Annotated in this window: 16 protein-coding genes; all 16 read left to right on the forward strand. The window is 38.6% G+C overall.

The features are described 5' to 3' along the window. Nucleotides 1-3 precede the first annotated feature (3 nt). The 16 genes from FLP15_RS03175 to ptsP all read left to right on the forward strand — a co-directional run bounded on the left by FLP15_RS03175 (nt 4) and on the right by ptsP (nt 17,460). A complete protein-coding gene (locus FLP15_RS03175) occupies nt 4-2,226 on the forward strand; it encodes a phage tail protein (RefSeq protein ID WP_142765966.1) in 2,223 nt (740 codons plus the stop codon). Between the two features lie 2 nt (nt 2,227-2,228). Then, on the forward strand, nt 2,229-3,107 hold the full coding sequence (locus FLP15_RS03180) for a phage tail domain-containing protein (protein WP_142765967.1): 879 nt from the start codon (nt 2,229-2,231) through the stop codon (nt 3,105-3,107). Then, a complete protein-coding gene (locus tag FLP15_RS03185; protein WP_142765968.1) occupies nt 3,104-4,219 on the forward strand; it encodes a siphovirus ReqiPepy6 Gp37-like family protein in 1,116 nt (371 codons plus the stop codon). The genes FLP15_RS03180 and FLP15_RS03185 overlap by 4 nt, the downstream gene beginning before the upstream one ends. Nucleotides 4,220-4,221: 2 nt before the next feature. Further along, nucleotides 4,222-5,271, forward strand: coding sequence for a hypothetical protein (locus FLP15_RS03190; RefSeq protein ID WP_142765969.1), 1,050 nt, complete (start codon nt 4,222-4,224; stop codon nt 5,269-5,271). Between the two features lie 77 nt (nt 5,272-5,348). Continuing rightward, nucleotides 5,349-5,708, forward strand: coding sequence for a hypothetical protein (locus tag FLP15_RS03195; RefSeq protein ID WP_142765970.1), 360 nt, complete (start codon nt 5,349-5,351; stop codon nt 5,706-5,708). A 1-nt stretch (nt 5,709) separates the two neighbouring features. Continuing rightward, the gene (locus FLP15_RS03200; protein ID WP_142765971.1) at nt 5,710-5,940 is read left to right on the forward strand and encodes a holin; all 231 of its coding nucleotides are present in this window, start codon (nt 5,710-5,712) and stop codon (nt 5,938-5,940) included. Nucleotide 5,941: 1 nt separating this feature from the next. Then, nucleotides 5,942-6,721: a peptidoglycan amidohydrolase family protein gene (locus FLP15_RS03205; protein WP_142765972.1), complete on the forward strand. Its 780-nt coding sequence runs from the start codon at nt 5,942-5,944 to the stop codon at nt 6,719-6,721. A 167-nt stretch (nt 6,722-6,888) separates the two neighbouring features. After that, entirely contained in the window at nt 6,889-7,341 is a 453-nt protein-coding gene (dtd, locus tag FLP15_RS03210; protein ID WP_142765973.1) for a D-aminoacyl-tRNA deacylase, read from the forward strand. Next, nucleotides 7,334-8,287, forward strand: a complete 954-nt coding sequence (locus tag FLP15_RS03215; protein ID WP_142765974.1) for a TMEM175 family protein — start codon at nt 7,334-7,336, stop codon at nt 8,285-8,287. Before dtd ends, FLP15_RS03215 begins: the two co-directional genes overlap by 8 nt. Then, nucleotides 8,287-8,922: an HAD family hydrolase gene (locus FLP15_RS03220; protein ID WP_142765975.1), complete on the forward strand. Its 636-nt coding sequence runs from the start codon at nt 8,287-8,289 to the stop codon at nt 8,920-8,922. The genes FLP15_RS03215 and FLP15_RS03220 overlap by 1 nt, the downstream gene beginning before the upstream one ends. 133 nt (nt 8,923-9,055) lie before the next feature. Next, nucleotides 9,056-10,504 carry an APC family permease gene (locus FLP15_RS03225; protein WP_142765976.1) on the forward strand — a complete coding sequence of 483 codons (1,449 nt, stop codon included), beginning with the start codon at nt 9,056-9,058 and terminating at the stop codon, nt 10,502-10,504. 119 nt (nt 10,505-10,623) lie between these two features. Beyond that, complete coding sequence (locus tag FLP15_RS03230) at nt 10,624-11,268, forward strand: lysophospholipid acyltransferase family protein (protein ID WP_142765977.1); 645 nt, start codon at nt 10,624-10,626, stop codon at nt 11,266-11,268. A gap of 198 nt (nt 11,269-11,466) precedes the next feature. After that, nucleotides 11,467-14,055, forward strand: a complete 2,589-nt coding sequence (gene secA, locus FLP15_RS03235) for a preprotein translocase subunit SecA (RefSeq protein ID WP_142765978.1) — start codon at nt 11,467-11,469, stop codon at nt 14,053-14,055. 127 nt (nt 14,056-14,182) lie between these two features. Further along, complete coding sequence (locus tag FLP15_RS03240; protein WP_142765979.1) at nt 14,183-15,220, forward strand: 3-deoxy-7-phosphoheptulonate synthase; 1,038 nt, start codon at nt 14,183-14,185, stop codon at nt 15,218-15,220. Between the two features lie 243 nt (nt 15,221-15,463). Then, a complete protein-coding gene (locus FLP15_RS03245; protein ID WP_120772856.1) occupies nt 15,464-15,730 on the forward strand; it encodes a phosphocarrier protein HPr in 267 nt (88 codons plus the stop codon). Nucleotides 15,731-15,732: 2 nt separating this feature from the next. Further along, nucleotides 15,733-17,460, forward strand: a complete 1,728-nt coding sequence (gene ptsP / locus FLP15_RS03250; RefSeq protein ID WP_142765980.1) for a phosphoenolpyruvate--protein phosphotransferase — start codon at nt 15,733-15,735, stop codon at nt 17,458-17,460. The last annotated feature ends 102 nt before the right edge of the window (nt 17,461-17,562 follow it).

Consider the following 17,562-nt stretch of genomic DNA (forward strand, 5'->3'; position numbering starts at 1 on the left):
GGGATGACTGATGCAGCAACAGCAACTGCTCGGTTTAATTCTGTTGGAATGAATTTGAATAAATCAACCACAGAGTTTAAAAATATGACCAAGGTTTTGGCTGGGACAGGTAATGCTACAGCAGAAGGAATTGACCGGGCTTCATTGGCAATTTCTCAAATGGCTGGTAAAGGGAAGTTGGACATGGGTAACATGTTACAACTTATGAACACCATGCCCAATGCTTTAGCTTTTGTCTCACAATCTACCGGAATATCTATGAAAGATATTCAACAAGCCATTTCTGATGGTAAAGTAAGCTATGAAGATTTTTCTAAGGCTTTGCAAGACCAATCAGTAAAAGTTGATGAACAGTTTGCCAAACAGGGTGGAGTTATGGCACAGACTGGTAAGACCTTTGAAGGTTCTATCTCAAACATGAAAGCAGCTGTTGCACGTTTTGGGGCTTCAATCTTAGAAGGAATTGGTCAAAGTAAAATAACTGATGCAATGGCAAACATTGGTTCAAAAATTGATGAAACTGCCGCTAAAATTACTCCTATCATTCCGAAAGTTGTTGATTTTGGAACAAAATTATTTAATCTAGCTCAAAAATTCGCACCAGTAATTGGTGCTTTTTTAGCCTTTAAATTAGGTGCGCTTGGTGTCGGTACTGCAATGAAACAAATCGGTAGTGTCTTTACAACGCTTGCCAAGAACCCCATTCTGTCCATGCTCATGCTCTTAGCGATGTGGATAGCACAAAATTATACTAAAAGTGAAGAATTTAGAAATAAAGTAAATGCACTTTTGAAAAGTATGCAACCTCTTGTCAAAGTAGTTCAAGATGTCGCGGATAAATTCAGGGCATTTTTAGATTGGATGAATAAAGGTAACACTGGGGTACAAATTGTAAAAGCAGCTATTGTTGGCATAGTGGGAGCAATTGCAACATTTACAATTTTAAATACCGTTGCAGGGTGGATTACAAAAGTAAAAGCGGCGTTTGCGTTACTAAATGCAACTTTTGCGGCTAGCGGTATAGGCTTAATTATCATCGGAATTACTGCATTGGTTGCAGCTTTAATCTATTTCTTTACACAGACTAAGGCAGGACAAAAAATTTGGCAAGGCTTCATGAATTGGCTAAGAGGTGCTTGGCAATCCATCAGTCAATTCTTTACAGGATTGTGGGCTGGAATAGTCCAAACATTCAACAGCGTAGTAAATGCAATTGCTAGCGTTGTTGTACCTGTATTTAATGCAATTGCGGCTGGTATTGGTGTAGCTATGAACATTATTCAGACAGTAATAAGCACGGTCTGGAATGTCATTAAAGCAATTATTATCGGCGCTATTACCGTGATTGCTGTCGTCATTGGGACTTACATCAACATTTGGCGAACAGTCATAGAAATAGCGATGAACGCTATAAAAGCGGTCATTATGGCGGTTTGGAATGCGATTGAACCTTTTGTGACCGCTGTAGTAAATGCAATTAGCGGTGTAATCACTAGCGTATTTAATGCAATTAAAAACACAATTACAAGTGTTTTGAACACGATTAAAAACGTAATAACAAGCATCTTTAACGCAATCAAAAGTACAATTACAAGCATTTGGAATGCGATTAAAAGTACTATTTCAAGTGTTGTAAACAGCATTAGCAGTACCATTTCAAAAGTATTTAATACGATTAAAAGCACGATTAGCAGTGTTGTAGGTTCTATTAAAAGTACAGTTTCAAGTGTATTCAACAGTATCAAGAGCGCAATGACTACACCAATCAATACAGCTAAAGACCTGATTAATACCGCAATCAATGCAATTAAAGGATTCTTTAATTTCAAGATTAGCTTCCCTCATGTTCCACTACCACACTTTAAAATTAACCCTTCAGGTTGGCAAGCCGGAGACTTGTTGAAAGGTAAAATTCCAAGTTTAGGTGTAGATTTCTACGCCAAAGGTGGGATTATGAATGGTCCAACTATTTTTGGGATGAATGGCAATAATTTACAAGTCGGAGGTGAGGCCGGACGTGAAGCTGTCTTGCCGCTCAATAAAGATACCCTAGGTCAAATCGGTGATGGTATAAAACGAGCGACATCAGGAATGAATGAAAAAGAGAGCTACGTTTTTAACCAATACAATTATAGTCCGGAAAATATCGATGCTCGTGCAGCTGCTAAATATGCGAACCGACAAGGTAAGGATATGTTGAGAACAGCAAGAATTAGGAGAGGATAAGGATGAAAATTACATATAGCTCGTCAAATGGTGACAAAGTAGAATTCGGGCAACAACCACCATTTCTAGTCACCTCTATCAAAGGACTTGGTGGTGTGGGAAATATTATCACTAAACAACAACAATATGGGCTTGATGGTTCATTTTTGGTGAATCAACAATTGGATGATCGGGCACCAGGCATTGAAGGTGAAATTATTGCCTCTAGCTCTAGTGACTTAGCGACTAAATGTCAACAACTTTCAAGCCTACTTAACCCTAATACTGCAGGGACTCTGACGTACTATCCAGATAATGGCAAAATTTATGAAATTGATGTATTGATAGAGCAGCCTCCAGTTTTTGATGAACCACAGAATAATTTGACCCAAACTTTTTCTATTGACTTTGTTGCACTTGATTCTTATTGGATAGATAAAAGTCAAGCTGATAAACTAATTCCCTTATCTTCTGTTAAAAATAAACTTACATTTCCGCTGCGTATTACCTCTGGTTTTACTTTCGCAAACATCTCTTCTAATAATATTCAAACCATTATTAACAAAGGGGATGTTTCTGTTGGTGTAAAAATAACATTGAGGATTATTTCGGATGTAGTTAATCCCAAGATTTTAAATGTCGGAACAGGAGAATATTTTCGGCTTGAAGAAACTTACTCTGCTGGAACGGTTCTAACTATTGTAACGCTACGTGGAGAGAAAGAAGTTACAGGAGTTCAGGCAGACGGTACAATGTTCAATGCTTTGAAAGACTGGGATGATGACAGTGTCTTCTTACAGTTGGCACAGGGGAGCAATTTCTTACAGTTGCAAGCCGATGAAGGAGCTGCAAACATGATTGGAACGATTCAATTTAGTCCAAAAGTGATCGGAGTTAAATGAGTAAAGAACTAGTTATTTATCAAAGAATTAAAGACTTTGAGTATGAAAAAAATAAAGTATTTGACGGTATGACTTCTCTTATTATTTATGAAAACTATGGAAGCTGCGATACTTTTGAACTTGATTTACCAGAGTTAGAAAACAGTGTTGATTTATTTGCACAAAATAATGGTTTTAAATTTGATGGTGTTTACTATTATGTTGATGATTATGATGGAACGGAAGGGAAAATCAAAGTTTGTGGTAAAAGTTTAGGTGGGAAATATGATAGTCGAACAGTTGACCGAATTTATACTGCAAGTAAGAGCCCGGCATTGATTGTTTGGGACCATTTCAACCAAGAAATGATTAACCCACCAGACTATCAAGATGCACTAGGAACTTATAGTGGAAAAAACCGTAAGCTTGATTATTTATCGCTTGCACCGGCTGACGATTTAGGACTTGCAAAAATTGATTATCAAGATTCCTATGACTACGTTTCTACTCAGGTAGAAAGTCTTTGTCAGACGTATGATTTTGGCTTTCGTGAAGTGGGTGACAAACATACGTTTTCTAATCAAATCCAAATTTATCGGGGGAATGATGTGTCAAGTTGGGTTAAATTTTCAGATGATGTGGATGGTTATGAAAATCTAACGAGTACAGAATTTGAACATACCACTTTTGACGAAAAGACGTCTGCTCATGTTTTTGGAGAAGGTGATGGAGCTAATCGGGTGAAAGTGATAGTCAATCCTAATCTAGCAGGATTAGAACGCAAGGAATTGGCAGTAGATGCGCGTGATTTACAAAGCACTGATACGAATGGAGCAACGATTCCAGCGACTACTTATCGAAATATGCTTATTGAGCGTGGGAAGCAGAAACTAGCTGACCAACAAGAAGTTTTAACATTGAATGGGGAATTTATTTTGACCTCTAAGTTGGTTAAGTTTGGACGTGATTTTTTTGTTGGTGATCGAGTTAAGTTAGAAAGTAAACGCTATGGTGTATCGAAAGTAGCGACGATCACTCAGGCAAAACATACGTATGATGCGACAGGAGAACATATTGAATTAAATTATGACCACGATACCCCAACAGTCTTTGAATTTTTAGGAAGGAAATAATAATGTCAGAAAATGAAAAATCATTCCCTTGGGATGACTTAGACGAAGACCGCGAATATAACGCGGATGATTTTGGGGCTTATTATGCCTCATTATTTAGCCCTGGTGTTCTTGCGACAGCTAATTTTGGTAGTGCCCTTCAGGTCACGGAGTCTGCTAGCTTAGGAATGCGAGTGAAATATAGCGCAGGCGCGGCATTTAGCACCTTTGGACGTGGCTATATCCATACTCTGGATGAAGAAGTTGACATCCCAATTGCAAGTACACTTCAGGACCGTGTAGATAGTGTGGTCGTACAGTTCAATAAATCTGAACGTGATGCATTTTTTGTTTACAAACAAGGCGATATTTCTGTTACAAGGACAGATACAATTTTTGAAATTCAAATGGCTCAAATTACGATTTCAAAAAATGCAACACAGATTACTAATGCCAACATTAAGGATATGCGGGCAGATAAAACGGTGTGTGGTTATGCCACTCCTTATGGTGATGCGAATGTTGGGGATATTACAGCTCAGTTTGAAGCATGGTTTGAAGCGTTCAAAGGGAAGCTTGGAGAAGACCCCGCAACAAATCTTCAGCAACAAATTGATACTTTAAATGACAAAGTTGTTCACAATACAGGCGATGAGAGTATTTCAGGTAATAAAACATTCACTGACACTGTCAGTGTCAAAAACTTAGAAGTTACAGAGGGAGCTAACGTAAAAAGCCTAGTTGCTTCTGAAGGAATTTCGAGTAAAATCTATGAATCGAAAACTGCAACTGCATCAATTGAATTTCAATATTTCCGCGTTGGCAATATGGTGACCATGACGACTCATACTCTTGTTGGAATTGCTCAAGCCACGACATATAACATTCCCGTTGGATTTCGGCCATATAATAATGGAGGAAACCCAATTTATGAACAAGTGTTTTCTTCAGGAGCTACTGCCATTTTGAGAAGTTCAAACGCGACATGGCAACCTCGGGCGTCAGGTGGAGTTGGTACAGGTTTGTGGGCAACAACGACCTATCCTACCAATGATGATTTCCCAACAAGCTGATGAAAGAATGGAACAAAAATAAACTCTGTCAGTAGTGGCAGAGTTTTTTAGGAGGAGTATATGATTTGGAGCAATTAATGAGGGATGCGGGACAGATGGCAATTGATTTTATGATTAATTTGCCAACGATTGTCCTCATTTTGGGTTTGGGTGGAAAAATTTTTAAACGGTGGTTTTCACGATTAACCGAAAACATTAATGATAAGTTAGATGACATGGAGAAAAGAATTGCTGCAATTGAAAGTAGTGCTGCAATTGCACATAAAGAGCTTGAAAAAGAAGTTTTACGTTTGCAACTCTTAGAGGGGATTAATAGTGAGCGACTTTCAGCGAGTGAGGTTGCATATTTTTATGACCGTTATGTCGCTTTAGGCGGAAACAGCTTTGTATCTGAAAAGGTTCATGAGTACCTTGAAAAACTCAACGGAGGAAAATAACATGAAAACATTTTTTAAAGATATGTCGGAACGTGCTATCAAAACGTTTGCGCAAGCAGCAATCGGAGCACTTGGAGCAGGAGCGACAGGCTTGATTGGTATTGATTGGGCAAATATCTTATCAATTGCAGGCTTTGCGACATTGATTTCTATTTTGACATCAATCGCAAGCTTGAACATTGGCGATAATACAGCAAGTCTTGTTAAGACTAACTCAACGGAGGATAAATAACATGGGAAATATTGAAAAAATGATTGCTTGGATGGAAGCGCGAAAAGGGAAAGTTACTTACTCGATGACTTCTCGATTAGGACCAAATAGCTACGATTGTAGCTCGTCGGTCTTCTTTGCCATGATTGCGGGTGGATTCCTCCCTGCAGGTTCAATGGGAAATACCGAAACGTTGTTTGCGATGTCAGGCAAGACTTTGAAAGAAATCAGTAGAGCAGAAGTCAAGCGCGGGGATATTTTTATCTCTGGCACTCCTGGAGGTTCTAATGGTTCCGCAGGACACACAGGTATCTTTTTGAGTAATGGCGCATTCATCCATTGTTCTTATGTCAACAATGGCATTGCGGAGAATACGAATGATGCCTATATGGCCACGAGTTTACCCCATCATTTTTATCGGATTGTCAATGGAAATTCTGTCAGTACTGACAACAAACCTCAGATGATTCAATTAGCGATTGATGGTCAGTTTGGCAAGGCGACGGCTCGACGTCTTCAAGAATATTTTGATACCGATGGAAAAGATGGTGTGATCAGCCATCAATACAAGCAAGCCTTTAATCAAAATATCTATGCCGCTCAGTTTGATTCATCGCTGACAGGTTCAAACGTCATCAAAGCTTTACAGAAATTCTTGGGTATTGCCCAGGATGGACTGTGCGGTCAAGGCACGATTAAAGCTTTACAGAAACATCTTGGCACAACGCAAGATGGTATGATCAGTCCAGTTTCTGATATTGTGAAAGCCTTGCAAAAACGGCTGAATGCGAATAAATTGTAAATTTCTCCCTGACTTCGGTCAGGTTTTTTTATTGTCAAAATCTATGTTATAATGAGAGGGTCTTTAACCTAAGCAGTCGGTATGTTGCCGGCTTTTTTAGATGAAAAGGTGTGCTATAATTAATCCAAGGTTATAATAATATAAATTTAATAAATTAGGTAAATGTTATGAAAATTGTAATTCAACGTGTAAAATCAGCTTCTGTCAGTATTGACAGAGATGTTGTCAGTAAAATTGCTCAAGGATTGTTACTTTTGGTTGGTGTGGAAGATGCCGATACCGAGTTTGATTTAGATTATGCGGTGCGTAAAATCACACAAATGAGGATTTTTTCTGATAGTAATGACAAGATGAATTTGTCAGTACAGGATATTAAAGGAGAGATTTTGTCTATCTCTCAATTCACTTTGTATGCTGAAACAAAAAAGGGAAATCGTCCAAGTTTTAGCGCTGCAGGTCAGCCAGATTTTGCTCAGCAAATGTACGAAAAATTTGATGAAAAATTAACCCAAATTGTCCCCACGCAGGCAGGGGTTTTTGGAGCGGATATGCAAGTTGAGCTGATTAACGATGGGCCTGTCACGATTATTTTAGATACGAAAGAGGCGCGTCATGGCTGATGAACAAAAGATTACTGACGAAAATCTGTCAGCATCTGCTCAACATGAGAAAAATGCTGACAAATCGTTTGATGAAGCTGAAAATGCTCAACATTTACTGACAGATGTGCAACAAGTTACTGACAGAAAGTTATCAGCAAATAAAAAAGCAGAGTTTGGCAATAAACGTCAAGAGGAAGCTTTCAAGAAGCTATCCAATAATGAAGAACTTCGTATTGCAAGGCAAGAACTAAAAGATGAGTTTTTGTCTTCCCATCCGCGCTACGCATCAATGTCTGAGGATGAGTTGGGCAAGGAGATGCAAAAGCATAGCATTGAGGAAGACAAGATTCGTAAGCAGAAACTCCGTAATCATATTGAAACTTTTTCAGATGGAGTGATTGCAGTTATCATCACGATTATGCTACTAGAAATTCCGATGCCTACTACTGACGGTGGATATTGGAACTTTCTGTCAGCGGTTGGTATTTTCTTGGTCAGTTTTATTGTGATTGCAAATTTTTGGTTCAATCATCATAAAACTTTTGCGATTACTGAGCAGATTACTGAAGGAGTGATTGTTCAAGATTTTATTTTTATGGGCTTGCTTAGTCTTATTCCGCTGCTGACAAAGTGGATTATGGTGCAGCCTACAAGTTTTTCTGCAATTAATTATGGGATGGTTGTGCTGTTTATTCTTGTCCAACAAGAACTTTTGAGTCGCTCAATCATGCGCGAGCATTTTCATCATATGCCGAAAACATTTCATTTTTGGCAGAAAATTTGGGCTAGTCGTTTAATTTTTACTTTACTTGTTAATGTTGTAATTACAATCATTGCGGTTGCTTTTCCGGATTATGGTCATTGGCTATTTATTGTTGTCCCAATCTTTAACTTTTTCTTCAGAATGTGGGGAGATAAAGGTCAACAGCTTCAACCTAACGGTGGATTGAGAGGTATTGAATAATAATGATAAAAGCAATTATATTTGACCTTGGTGGTGTAATTATTGACTTAGGATTTGAGCGAATGACTAAGCGTTTTGAAGAGCTGGGTATTGAAGATTTTGGTCAATATTTTACTCCTAAAAGTCAAGTGGATTTCTTTGAAGATTTAGAGCTTGGCTTGATTGAGTCTGAAGAGCTCTACGATAAGTTTCGTCAGCATACTGACAGTGAGCTAACAAACGCTGTCATTGAAGAAACATGGAATCTTATTCTTAAAGATTTTAACAAACAGCGTATGGCTTTACTGACAGAACTGTCAGCGACTTATCCACTCTATCTTTTTTCAAATACCAATGCGATTCATGCGAAATGTTTTGAGAAAAGATGTTTAGAACAAACAGGTCATCATTTAGAGCACTATTTCACAACGCTTTATTATTCTCATGAGTTGCACCTCAGAAAACCAACGGTAGAAAGTTTCAAAAAAGTGCTTGATCAAGCAAATCTTACCGCCGATGAAACACTTTTCATTGATGATAATGAAGAGAATATCAAAGGTGCCAGGAAAGCTGGCTTGAAAACTTATCATTTGCAAACACCAGAACAGCTCACTGATATTGATTTTACAGAACTTCTGTCGAAATACAATAATTGATAAAACGCAAATATCTTACAGTATTAGCTATCTTTTTTTGCATACATTTAATTCTTGACAATTGTCTGACAATTCGATAAAATATAATCTATTGAAATTATTTTATTAAAAATTCAGACAAAAGGGAGTTATCATGGGTTTTATGAAAAAAGCTGATTTTCAGCTTTATCAAGATGCAGATAAACATTACGAACAGGTTCTTGGTACACGCGATTTTCTTGCGCTAGGTGTCGGGACGATTATTTCAACTTCAATTTTTACTTTACCAGGACAAGTCGCGGCGCAATTCGCTGGACCTGGTGTTGTTTTCTCATATTTGATTGCAGCAGTAGTGGCAGGATTTGTAGCTTTTGCTTATGCTGAAATGTCAACAGTAATGCCACTTGCAGGTTCAGCATATTCATGGATTTCAGTGTTATTTGGAGAGGGCTTTGGTTGGATAGCAGGTTGGGCATTACTCGCCGAGTACTTTATTGCCGTTGCTTTTGTTGGTGCAGGATTTTCCGCAAATTTTCAACAGTTGCTTGCACCGCTAGGCTTTCATTTACCAGCAGTTTTAGCAAATCCTTTTGGGACAAATGGTGGAGTTGTTGATATCATTTCTTTTCTCGTTATTTTGATTTCAGCTCTGATTGTTTTCAGAGGGGCTTCGGATGCAGGGAAAGTCAGTCAAGTTCTTGTTGTGCTTAAAGTTGCGGCTGTTATTGCTTTTATTATTGTTGGTATTACAGCAATTCACCCATCAAACTATCATCCATTTATTCCCCCTCATAATCCGAAAACAGGTTTTGGTGGTTTCTCGGGTATTTGGTCAGGGGTTTCAATGATTTTTCTTGCTTACATTGGTTTTGACTCTATTGCGGCGAATTCGGCTGAGGCGAAAAATCCGAAAAAGACGATGCCACGTGGAATTCTTGGTTCTCTCTTTATCGCGGTTGCTCTTTTTGCTGCTGTTACCTTGGTTCTTGTTGGAATGCATCGTTATTCAGCTTATGAAGGTAATGCTGCACCAGTTGGCTGGGCGCTCCAGCAGTCAGGATATTCAGTCCTTTCAGAAGTCGTGACAATTATTGCTCTTGCAGGGATGTTTGTTGCACTACTTGGTATGGTTCTTGCAGGTTCACGTTTAATTTATGCTTTTGGACGTGATGGTCTTTTACCTAAAGGACTGGGCAAAATGAACAAAAAACATCTTCCAGCAAATGGAGTTTGGGCGTTGTCAATCGTTGCAATTGTCATTGGGGCATTTTTCCCCTTTGCTTTTCTGGCTCAATTAATTTCAGCGGGGACGCTTATTGCATTTATGTTTGTGTCGCTTGGTATTTATTCATTACGCCGTCGCGAAGGCAAAGATTTGCCTAAAGCAGCATATAAAATGCCATTTTATCCAGTTCTTCCAGCTCTTGGTTTCATTGGTTCAGCCTTTATCTTTTGGGATTTAGATGCTAATGCAAAAATTTATGCTGGTTTATGGTTCTTAGTCGGTCTTGTAATTTACTTCTTTTACGGTCGAAGAAATAGTAAGAATTTGGAAACTGAAAAAAGTAAAGAAAATATTAAAGGCGTAGGAACGCTAAATTAAGTCCCTCTTTTGAAAATAATCCCTCAACTCACTAGTTGAGGGATTATTTATTGCCAAAATCACCAAAATGAGTTAAAATAAGCAAGTCTTATCTTTAAAGAAATGGAAATATAAACTTTATGAAAGAGTATGAAAAACAGCACCACGGCTTTTACGTTTTTTTGCGCAATCTAGTTGCATTCTTGCTATTTGTACTTAATGGTCGTAGTAAATATTACAATGTTGACAGAATTCCAAAGAATGAGAACTATATTTTGGTTGCTCCTCATCGCATGGCGTGGGAACCTGTATGGTTTGCTTTTGCGACACGACCAAAACAGTTCATCTTTATGGCAAAAAAAGAATTATTTGAACATAAATTTGGTGGTTGGTGGATTAAAATGTGTGGCGCATTCCCTGTTGACCGTAATAATCCAGGAACAAAACCGATTAAGCACGCTGTGAAAATGCTTAAAGAATCAAATAAATCAATGATTATGTTTCCTTCAGGAAGTCGACATAGCTCAGAAATGAAAGGTGGAGTGGCGCTCATTGCTAAGATGGCAAATGTTCGTATTGTACCTGCTGTTTATCAAGGACCTCTCACAATGAAGGGTGTTTTCAAACGTCAGAAAGTTGCGATTAATTTCGGGGAGCCAATTGATATTTCTGATATAAAAAAAGCGAATGCAGAAGGGATTGAGGAAGTCAATCGTCGCATGGAAGAAGCATTCGCTGCTCTTGATAAAGAACTTAATCCAAACTTCCACTATGAAGTGAAATAAGCGATTGATGTTATATCGTTCACTTGGTGCATTACTTTTTTATGAGAAAAATAAATAATAAAATCGAATTTTTTAAGAAATTCGATTTTTGATTATTAATTGTGTTTAAGTACCCATAATAAAAGATTTCAATTTGTAAAAATTTGAGAAAAATGTTAAACTTAAAGGAAGTATCTACTTATTACTGAAAGAGAAAATATGCCAAATATCATTCGAAAATTTGTCGAAAATGACAAAAAAGAGCTAAAAAAACTTAATAAAATGGCGCTCAAAGTTGAATCGTTTGCTGATGAAATGGAGCATTTGACTGATGAGCAATTAAAAGCTAAAACTCAAGAATTTAAAGAACGTGTCGAAAAAGGTGAGGCGCTAGACGATTTACTTTATGAAGCATTTGCTGTCTGTCGTGAAGCAGCACGTCGTGTGCTCGGTCTTTATCCATTCCATGTGCAAATCATGGGTGGGATTGTCCTTCACAATGGTGACGTTCCTGAAATGCGTACAGGTGAAGGTAAAACTTTGACGGCTACTATGCCAGTTTATCTCAACGCTTTGTCTGGTAAAGGCGTTCATGTTGTTACAGTCAATGAATACTTGGCAACACGTGACATGACTGAGATGGGAGAGCTTTATAGTTGGCTTGGGCTTACTGTAGGCTTGAACTTAAATTCAAAATCCCCAGAAGAAAAGCGTGAAGCGTACAATTGTGATATCACTTACTCAACTTCTGCTGAACTTGGGTTTGACTATCTTCGTGACAATATGGTGACGCGTGCGGAAGACATGGTTCAAAAACCGCTTAACTATGCCCTTGTCGATGAAGTTGACTCTATTTTGGTTGATGAAGCAAGAACACCTTTGATTATTTCAGGTCAAGCAGAATCTTCATCTGCCCTTTATTATCGTGCAGACCAATTTGCAAAACAACTTAAAGGTCAAAACTTGAACATTGCTACTTCTGACTATGAAGAAGGGGATGATTACAAGATTGACTTACAATCTAAAACAATTTCTTTGACTGAAGAAGGGATTGATAAAGCTGAGAAATTCTTTGCGATTGATAATCTCTATGATATGGAAAATGTTGCGCTGACTCACTTTGTGGATAATGCGCTTCGTGCAAACTATATCATGCTTCATGATATTGATTATATGGTGGATGAAAATCAAGAAGTTTTGATCATTGACCAATTTACAGGACGGACGATGCCAGGACGTCGTTATTCTGATGGACTCCACCAAGCAATCGAAGCAAAAGAGGCTGTACCTATTCAGGATGAGTCTAAGACAATGGCTTCAATTACGATTCAGAACTATTTCCGTATGTACAAAAAGTTGTCTGGTATGACAGGGACAGCAAAAACGGAAGAAGAAGAATTCCGCGAAATTTATAACATTCAGATTACGCCAATTCCAACGAACCGTCCTGTTAAACGTCTTGACCATCCAGATTTACTTTATCCAACTTTAGAGTCTAAGTTTAAAGCTGTCGTAGATGATATTAAACGTCGTCATGCCGAAGGTCAGCCTATTTTGATTGGTACAGTTGCGGTTGAAACTTCTGAATTAATTTCTAAGAAACTGGTTGAAGCAAAAATTCCGCATGAAGTGTTGAATGCAAAAAATCATTTCCGTGAAGCGCAAATTATCATGAATGCTGGACAACAAGGGGCTGTAACCATTGCAACCAATATGGCTGGTCGAGGAACTGACATTAAGCTCGGCCCTGGTGTAATAGACCATGCAGACCCTGAGTTTCAAGGTCTTGCGGTTATTGGTACAGAACGTCATGAAAGCCGCCGTATTGATAATCAGCTGCGTGGACGTTCTGGCCGTCAAGGAGACCCTGGTGTTTCTCAATTTTATCTTTCTCTTGAAGATGATTTGATGAAACGTTTTGGTTCTGAGCGTGTTTCGGCTTTCCTTGACCGCATGAGAATTTCTGGTGAAGATGCTGTGATTAAGTCTGGCTTGATTACGCGTCAAATCGAGAGTTCGCAAAAACGTGTCGAAGGAAACAACTATGACAGTCGTAAGCAAGTTTTGCAATATGATGACGTGATTCGTGAGCAACGTGAAGTGATTTATGCGCAACGCCACGATGTCATTACAGCTACTGAAGATATGACGCCAGTGCTGATGGGAATGTTCAACCGTACAGTTGACCGTCAGGTCGAGGGGCATGCCATCACAGGTGACCTTAAAAAAGAAGAAACCTTGCAAAATCTGCTGCAAACCGTGCAAAATACCATGTTGCCAGAGGATGCGATTGAGTTGTCAGAACTGACAGGTTTGTCAGCGCAAGCTATGAAAGATTTGATTTTTGAGAAAGTCAAAGTTCGTTATGCCTCACAAATGGAGAAATTATCGGATGCTGATCGTCAACTAGAGTTTCAACGTGCAGTTATTTTACGTGTTGTTGATAACAATTGGTCAGAACATATTGACCAACTTGATCAAATGCGTCAATCTGTTGGTTTGCGTGGCTATGCTCAAAATAATCCAATTGTTGAATATCAAGAAGAATCTTATAAGATGTTCAACGATATGATTGGTGCGATTGAGTTTGAGATTACTCGCCTGATGATGAAAGCTCAAATCCAACCACAAACGGCAATACGTCAAGAAGCACCTCGTGCAATGACAACGGCATCGCAAGGAAATATTACTTCTGTCAGCACTGACAATGGTGAAAATCCATTTGCAAATGTGGGACGTAATGACCTTTGTCCATGTGGCTCTGGTAAGAAATTTAAAAATTGTCATGGACGTGCACATATTGCTTAAAGGTTACTGACAGATTTTTTGTCAGTACTGACGATATTAGTTTTACAAGTATTTTCAAAAATTTTGATACAATAATAAGAAGCGCCCTTAGGGGCGCTTGATTTGAATAAAGAGGATTTAGAAAATTATGACTTTTAAAGAGATAAGTCCCAAAATAAATATTGATGCCATTAAAATGTTGGGTCATCTGAATAGTGAACAACAGGCAAAAAAAATTAAACGGGATAAGGAGTTGGAAGCAATCATCAAAGGAGATGATGAGCGTCTTCTCTTAATTATTGGACCTTGTTCTTCAGATAATGAAGAAGCTGTCCTTGAATATGCACGTCGCCTTGCCAAGCTGCAAGAAGAAGTAAAAGATAAAATTTTTATGGTGATGCGTGTCTATACGGCAAAACCTCGGACAAATGGTGATGGCTATAAAGGGTTGATTCACGAACCTGATGCAGATGGCCATACTGACCTTATCAATGGAATTAAGATGGTGCGTGATTTGCACTATAAAGTCATTACAGAAACAGGTCTGACGACTGCAGATGAGATGCTTTATCCCGAAAATCTGAGAATGGTAGATGATTTGGTGAGCTACCATGCAGTAGGAGCGCGTTCGGTAGAAAATCAACAGCACCGATTTGTAGCCAGTGGTATTGATGCGCCAACAGGGATGAAAAATCCGACTTCTGGTAATTTAAAAGTGATGTTTAATGGCGTTTATGCTGCGCAACAACCACAAGATTTTCTTTTTGGACTTGCAGAAGTACAAACTCCAGGTAATCCATTAGCTCACATCATTCTTCGGGGTGGACAAGATGAAAATGGAAAATATCACCCAAATTACTACACAGATAATCTCTTGGAAACGATAGACTTATACGAAAAAATGGGACTAAAAAATCCATTTGTTGTGATTGATACAAACCATGACAACTCAGGGAAAAAATACATGGAACAGATCCGTATTGTACGCCAAACTTTGGTCAATCGCGATTGGGATGAAAAAATTCACAAATATGTTCGTGGTTTTATGATTGAGTCTTATCTTGAAGATGGACGTCAAGACCGTCCAGATGTTTTTGGAAAATCCATTACAGATCCATGTCTTGGTTGGGAAAAAACAGAAGACCTGGTTAAAGAAATCTATAATGCAGAATCGAATAACCACTAAAATAATCTAAAAATAATTCTGTCAGTACTGACGGAATTATTTTTTTGTAAATAAAGTTTGTTAAGTTTAACACATGATGAATGCTGATATTGAAAGGAAAGTCAGAGTAATCTATGAAAAAATCTTTGAAAACTATAAGCAGTTATTGCAAACCCTTTCGTTTTATGGTACAATTTTTAAAGTGATAAATATCCTCAGATATTATCAGTAAAAACGAAAAACAACCTAAGGAGAACCATAGAAATGGCATCTAAAGAATTCCACATCGTTGCAGAAACTGGTATCCACGCACGCCCAGCTACATTGCTCGTGCAAACAGCTTCAAAATTCACTTCAGAAATCACTTTGGAATACAAAGGTAAATCAGTAAACCTTAAATCAATCATGGGTGTTATGTCACTTGGTGTTGGTCAAGGTGCTGACGTTACTATCTCAGCTGAAGGCGCAGACGCTGACGATGCTATCGCAACAATCACTGAAACAATGACTAAAGAAGGACTTGCTGAATAATCATGACAACTATGCTTAAAGGTATCGCTGCATCATCAGGTGTAGCAGTAGCTAAGGCATACTTGCTTGTCCAACCAGATTTGTCTTTTGAGACAAAGACAATCACTGATACAGCTAATGAAGAAGCTCGCCTTGATGCAGCACTTGCTACGTCGCAAAGCGAGCTTCAACTCATTAAGGACAAAGCAGTAGAAAGCCTTGGAGAAGAAGCCGCAGCCGTATTTGATGCACATATGATGGTTCTCTCAGATCCAGATATGACTGCACAAATCAAAGCGACAATTAATTCTAAATCTGTAAATGCTGAAGCTGCCCTCAAAGAAGTGACAGATATGTTTATCGCAATCTTTGAAGGCATGGAAGATAATGCTTATATGCAAGAACGTGCAGCTGATATCAAGGATGTGACAAAACGCGTTTTAGCTCATCTTTTAGGAGTAAATCTGCCTAATCCAGCTTTGATTAATGAAGAAGTTATCATCGTTGCTGAAGACCTGACGCCATCAGATACAGCTCAACTTGATAAGAGATTCGTTAAAGCTTTTGTTACAAACATTGGTGGACGTACTTCTCACTCAGCCATCATGGCGCGTACACTTGAAATCCCAGCTGTTCTTGGTACAAATAACATTACTGAACTTGTATCTGAAGGTCAGTTATTGGCTGTTTCAGGCTTGACTGGTGAAGTTATTCTTGATCCAACTCCTGAACAACAAGGTGAATTCCACAAAGCTGGCGAAGCTTATGCGGCTCAAAAAGCTGAATGGGCAGCACTTAAAGATGCTGAAACTGTAACAGCAGATGGACGTCATTTTGAACTTGCTGCAAATATTGGTACTCCAAAAGACGTTGAAGGTGTTAATGATAATGGTGCAGAAGCAATTGGACTTTATCGTACAGAATTCTTGTATATGGATGCACAAGATTTCCCAACAGAAGAAGACCAATATAATGCATATAAGGCAGTGCTTGAAGGCATGAATGGTAAACCAGTCGTTGTTCGTACAATGGACATCGGTGGAGATAAAACTTTGCCTTACTTCGACTTGCCAAAAGAAATGAACCCATTCCTTGGATGGCGTGCACTTCGTATTAGCCTTTCAACAGCTGGTGACGGGATGTTCCGTACTCAACTTCGTGCTTTGCTTCGTGCTTCTGTGCATGGAAAACTTCGTATCATGTTCCCGATGGTTGCGCTTGTGACTGAATTCCGTGCAGCTAAGAAAATTTATGATGAAGAAAAAGCTAAGTTGATTGCTGAAGGTGTTCCGGTTGCAGACGGCATTGAAGTAGGAATTATGATTGAAATTCCAGCAGCAGCAATGCTTGCAGACCAATTTGCAAAAGAAGTTGACTTCTTCTCAATTGGTACAAACGACCTCATCCAATACACGATGGCTGCAGACCGTATGAATGAACAAGTGTCATATCTTTACCAACCTTATAACCCATCTATTCTTCGTTTGATTAACAATGTTATCAAAGCGGCTCACGCTGAAGGCAAATGGGCTGGTATGTGTGGTGAGATGGCAGGTGACCAAACAGCGGTACCACTTCTTATGGGTATGGGACTTGATGAATTCTCAATGTCAGCAACTTCTGTGCTTCAAACACGTTCATTGATGAAACGTTTGGACTCTAAGAAAATGGAAGAATTGTCTAATAAAGCTTTGACAGAATGTGCAACTTTGGAAGAAGTTGTCACTCTTGTCGAAGAATATACAAAATAATATTTTTTATCCAAGCAAGAAGCTGTCAGTATACTGACAGCTTTTATCATATTTTTGGGGAAGTCAATAAGAAAACTACCCATTCTCAATGAGTAGTTTTTT

Origin of the sequence: Lactococcus protaetiae (assembly GCF_006965445.1) — a bacterium.
GTDB lineage: Bacteria > Bacillota > Bacilli > Lactobacillales > Streptococcaceae > Lactococcus > Lactococcus protaetiae.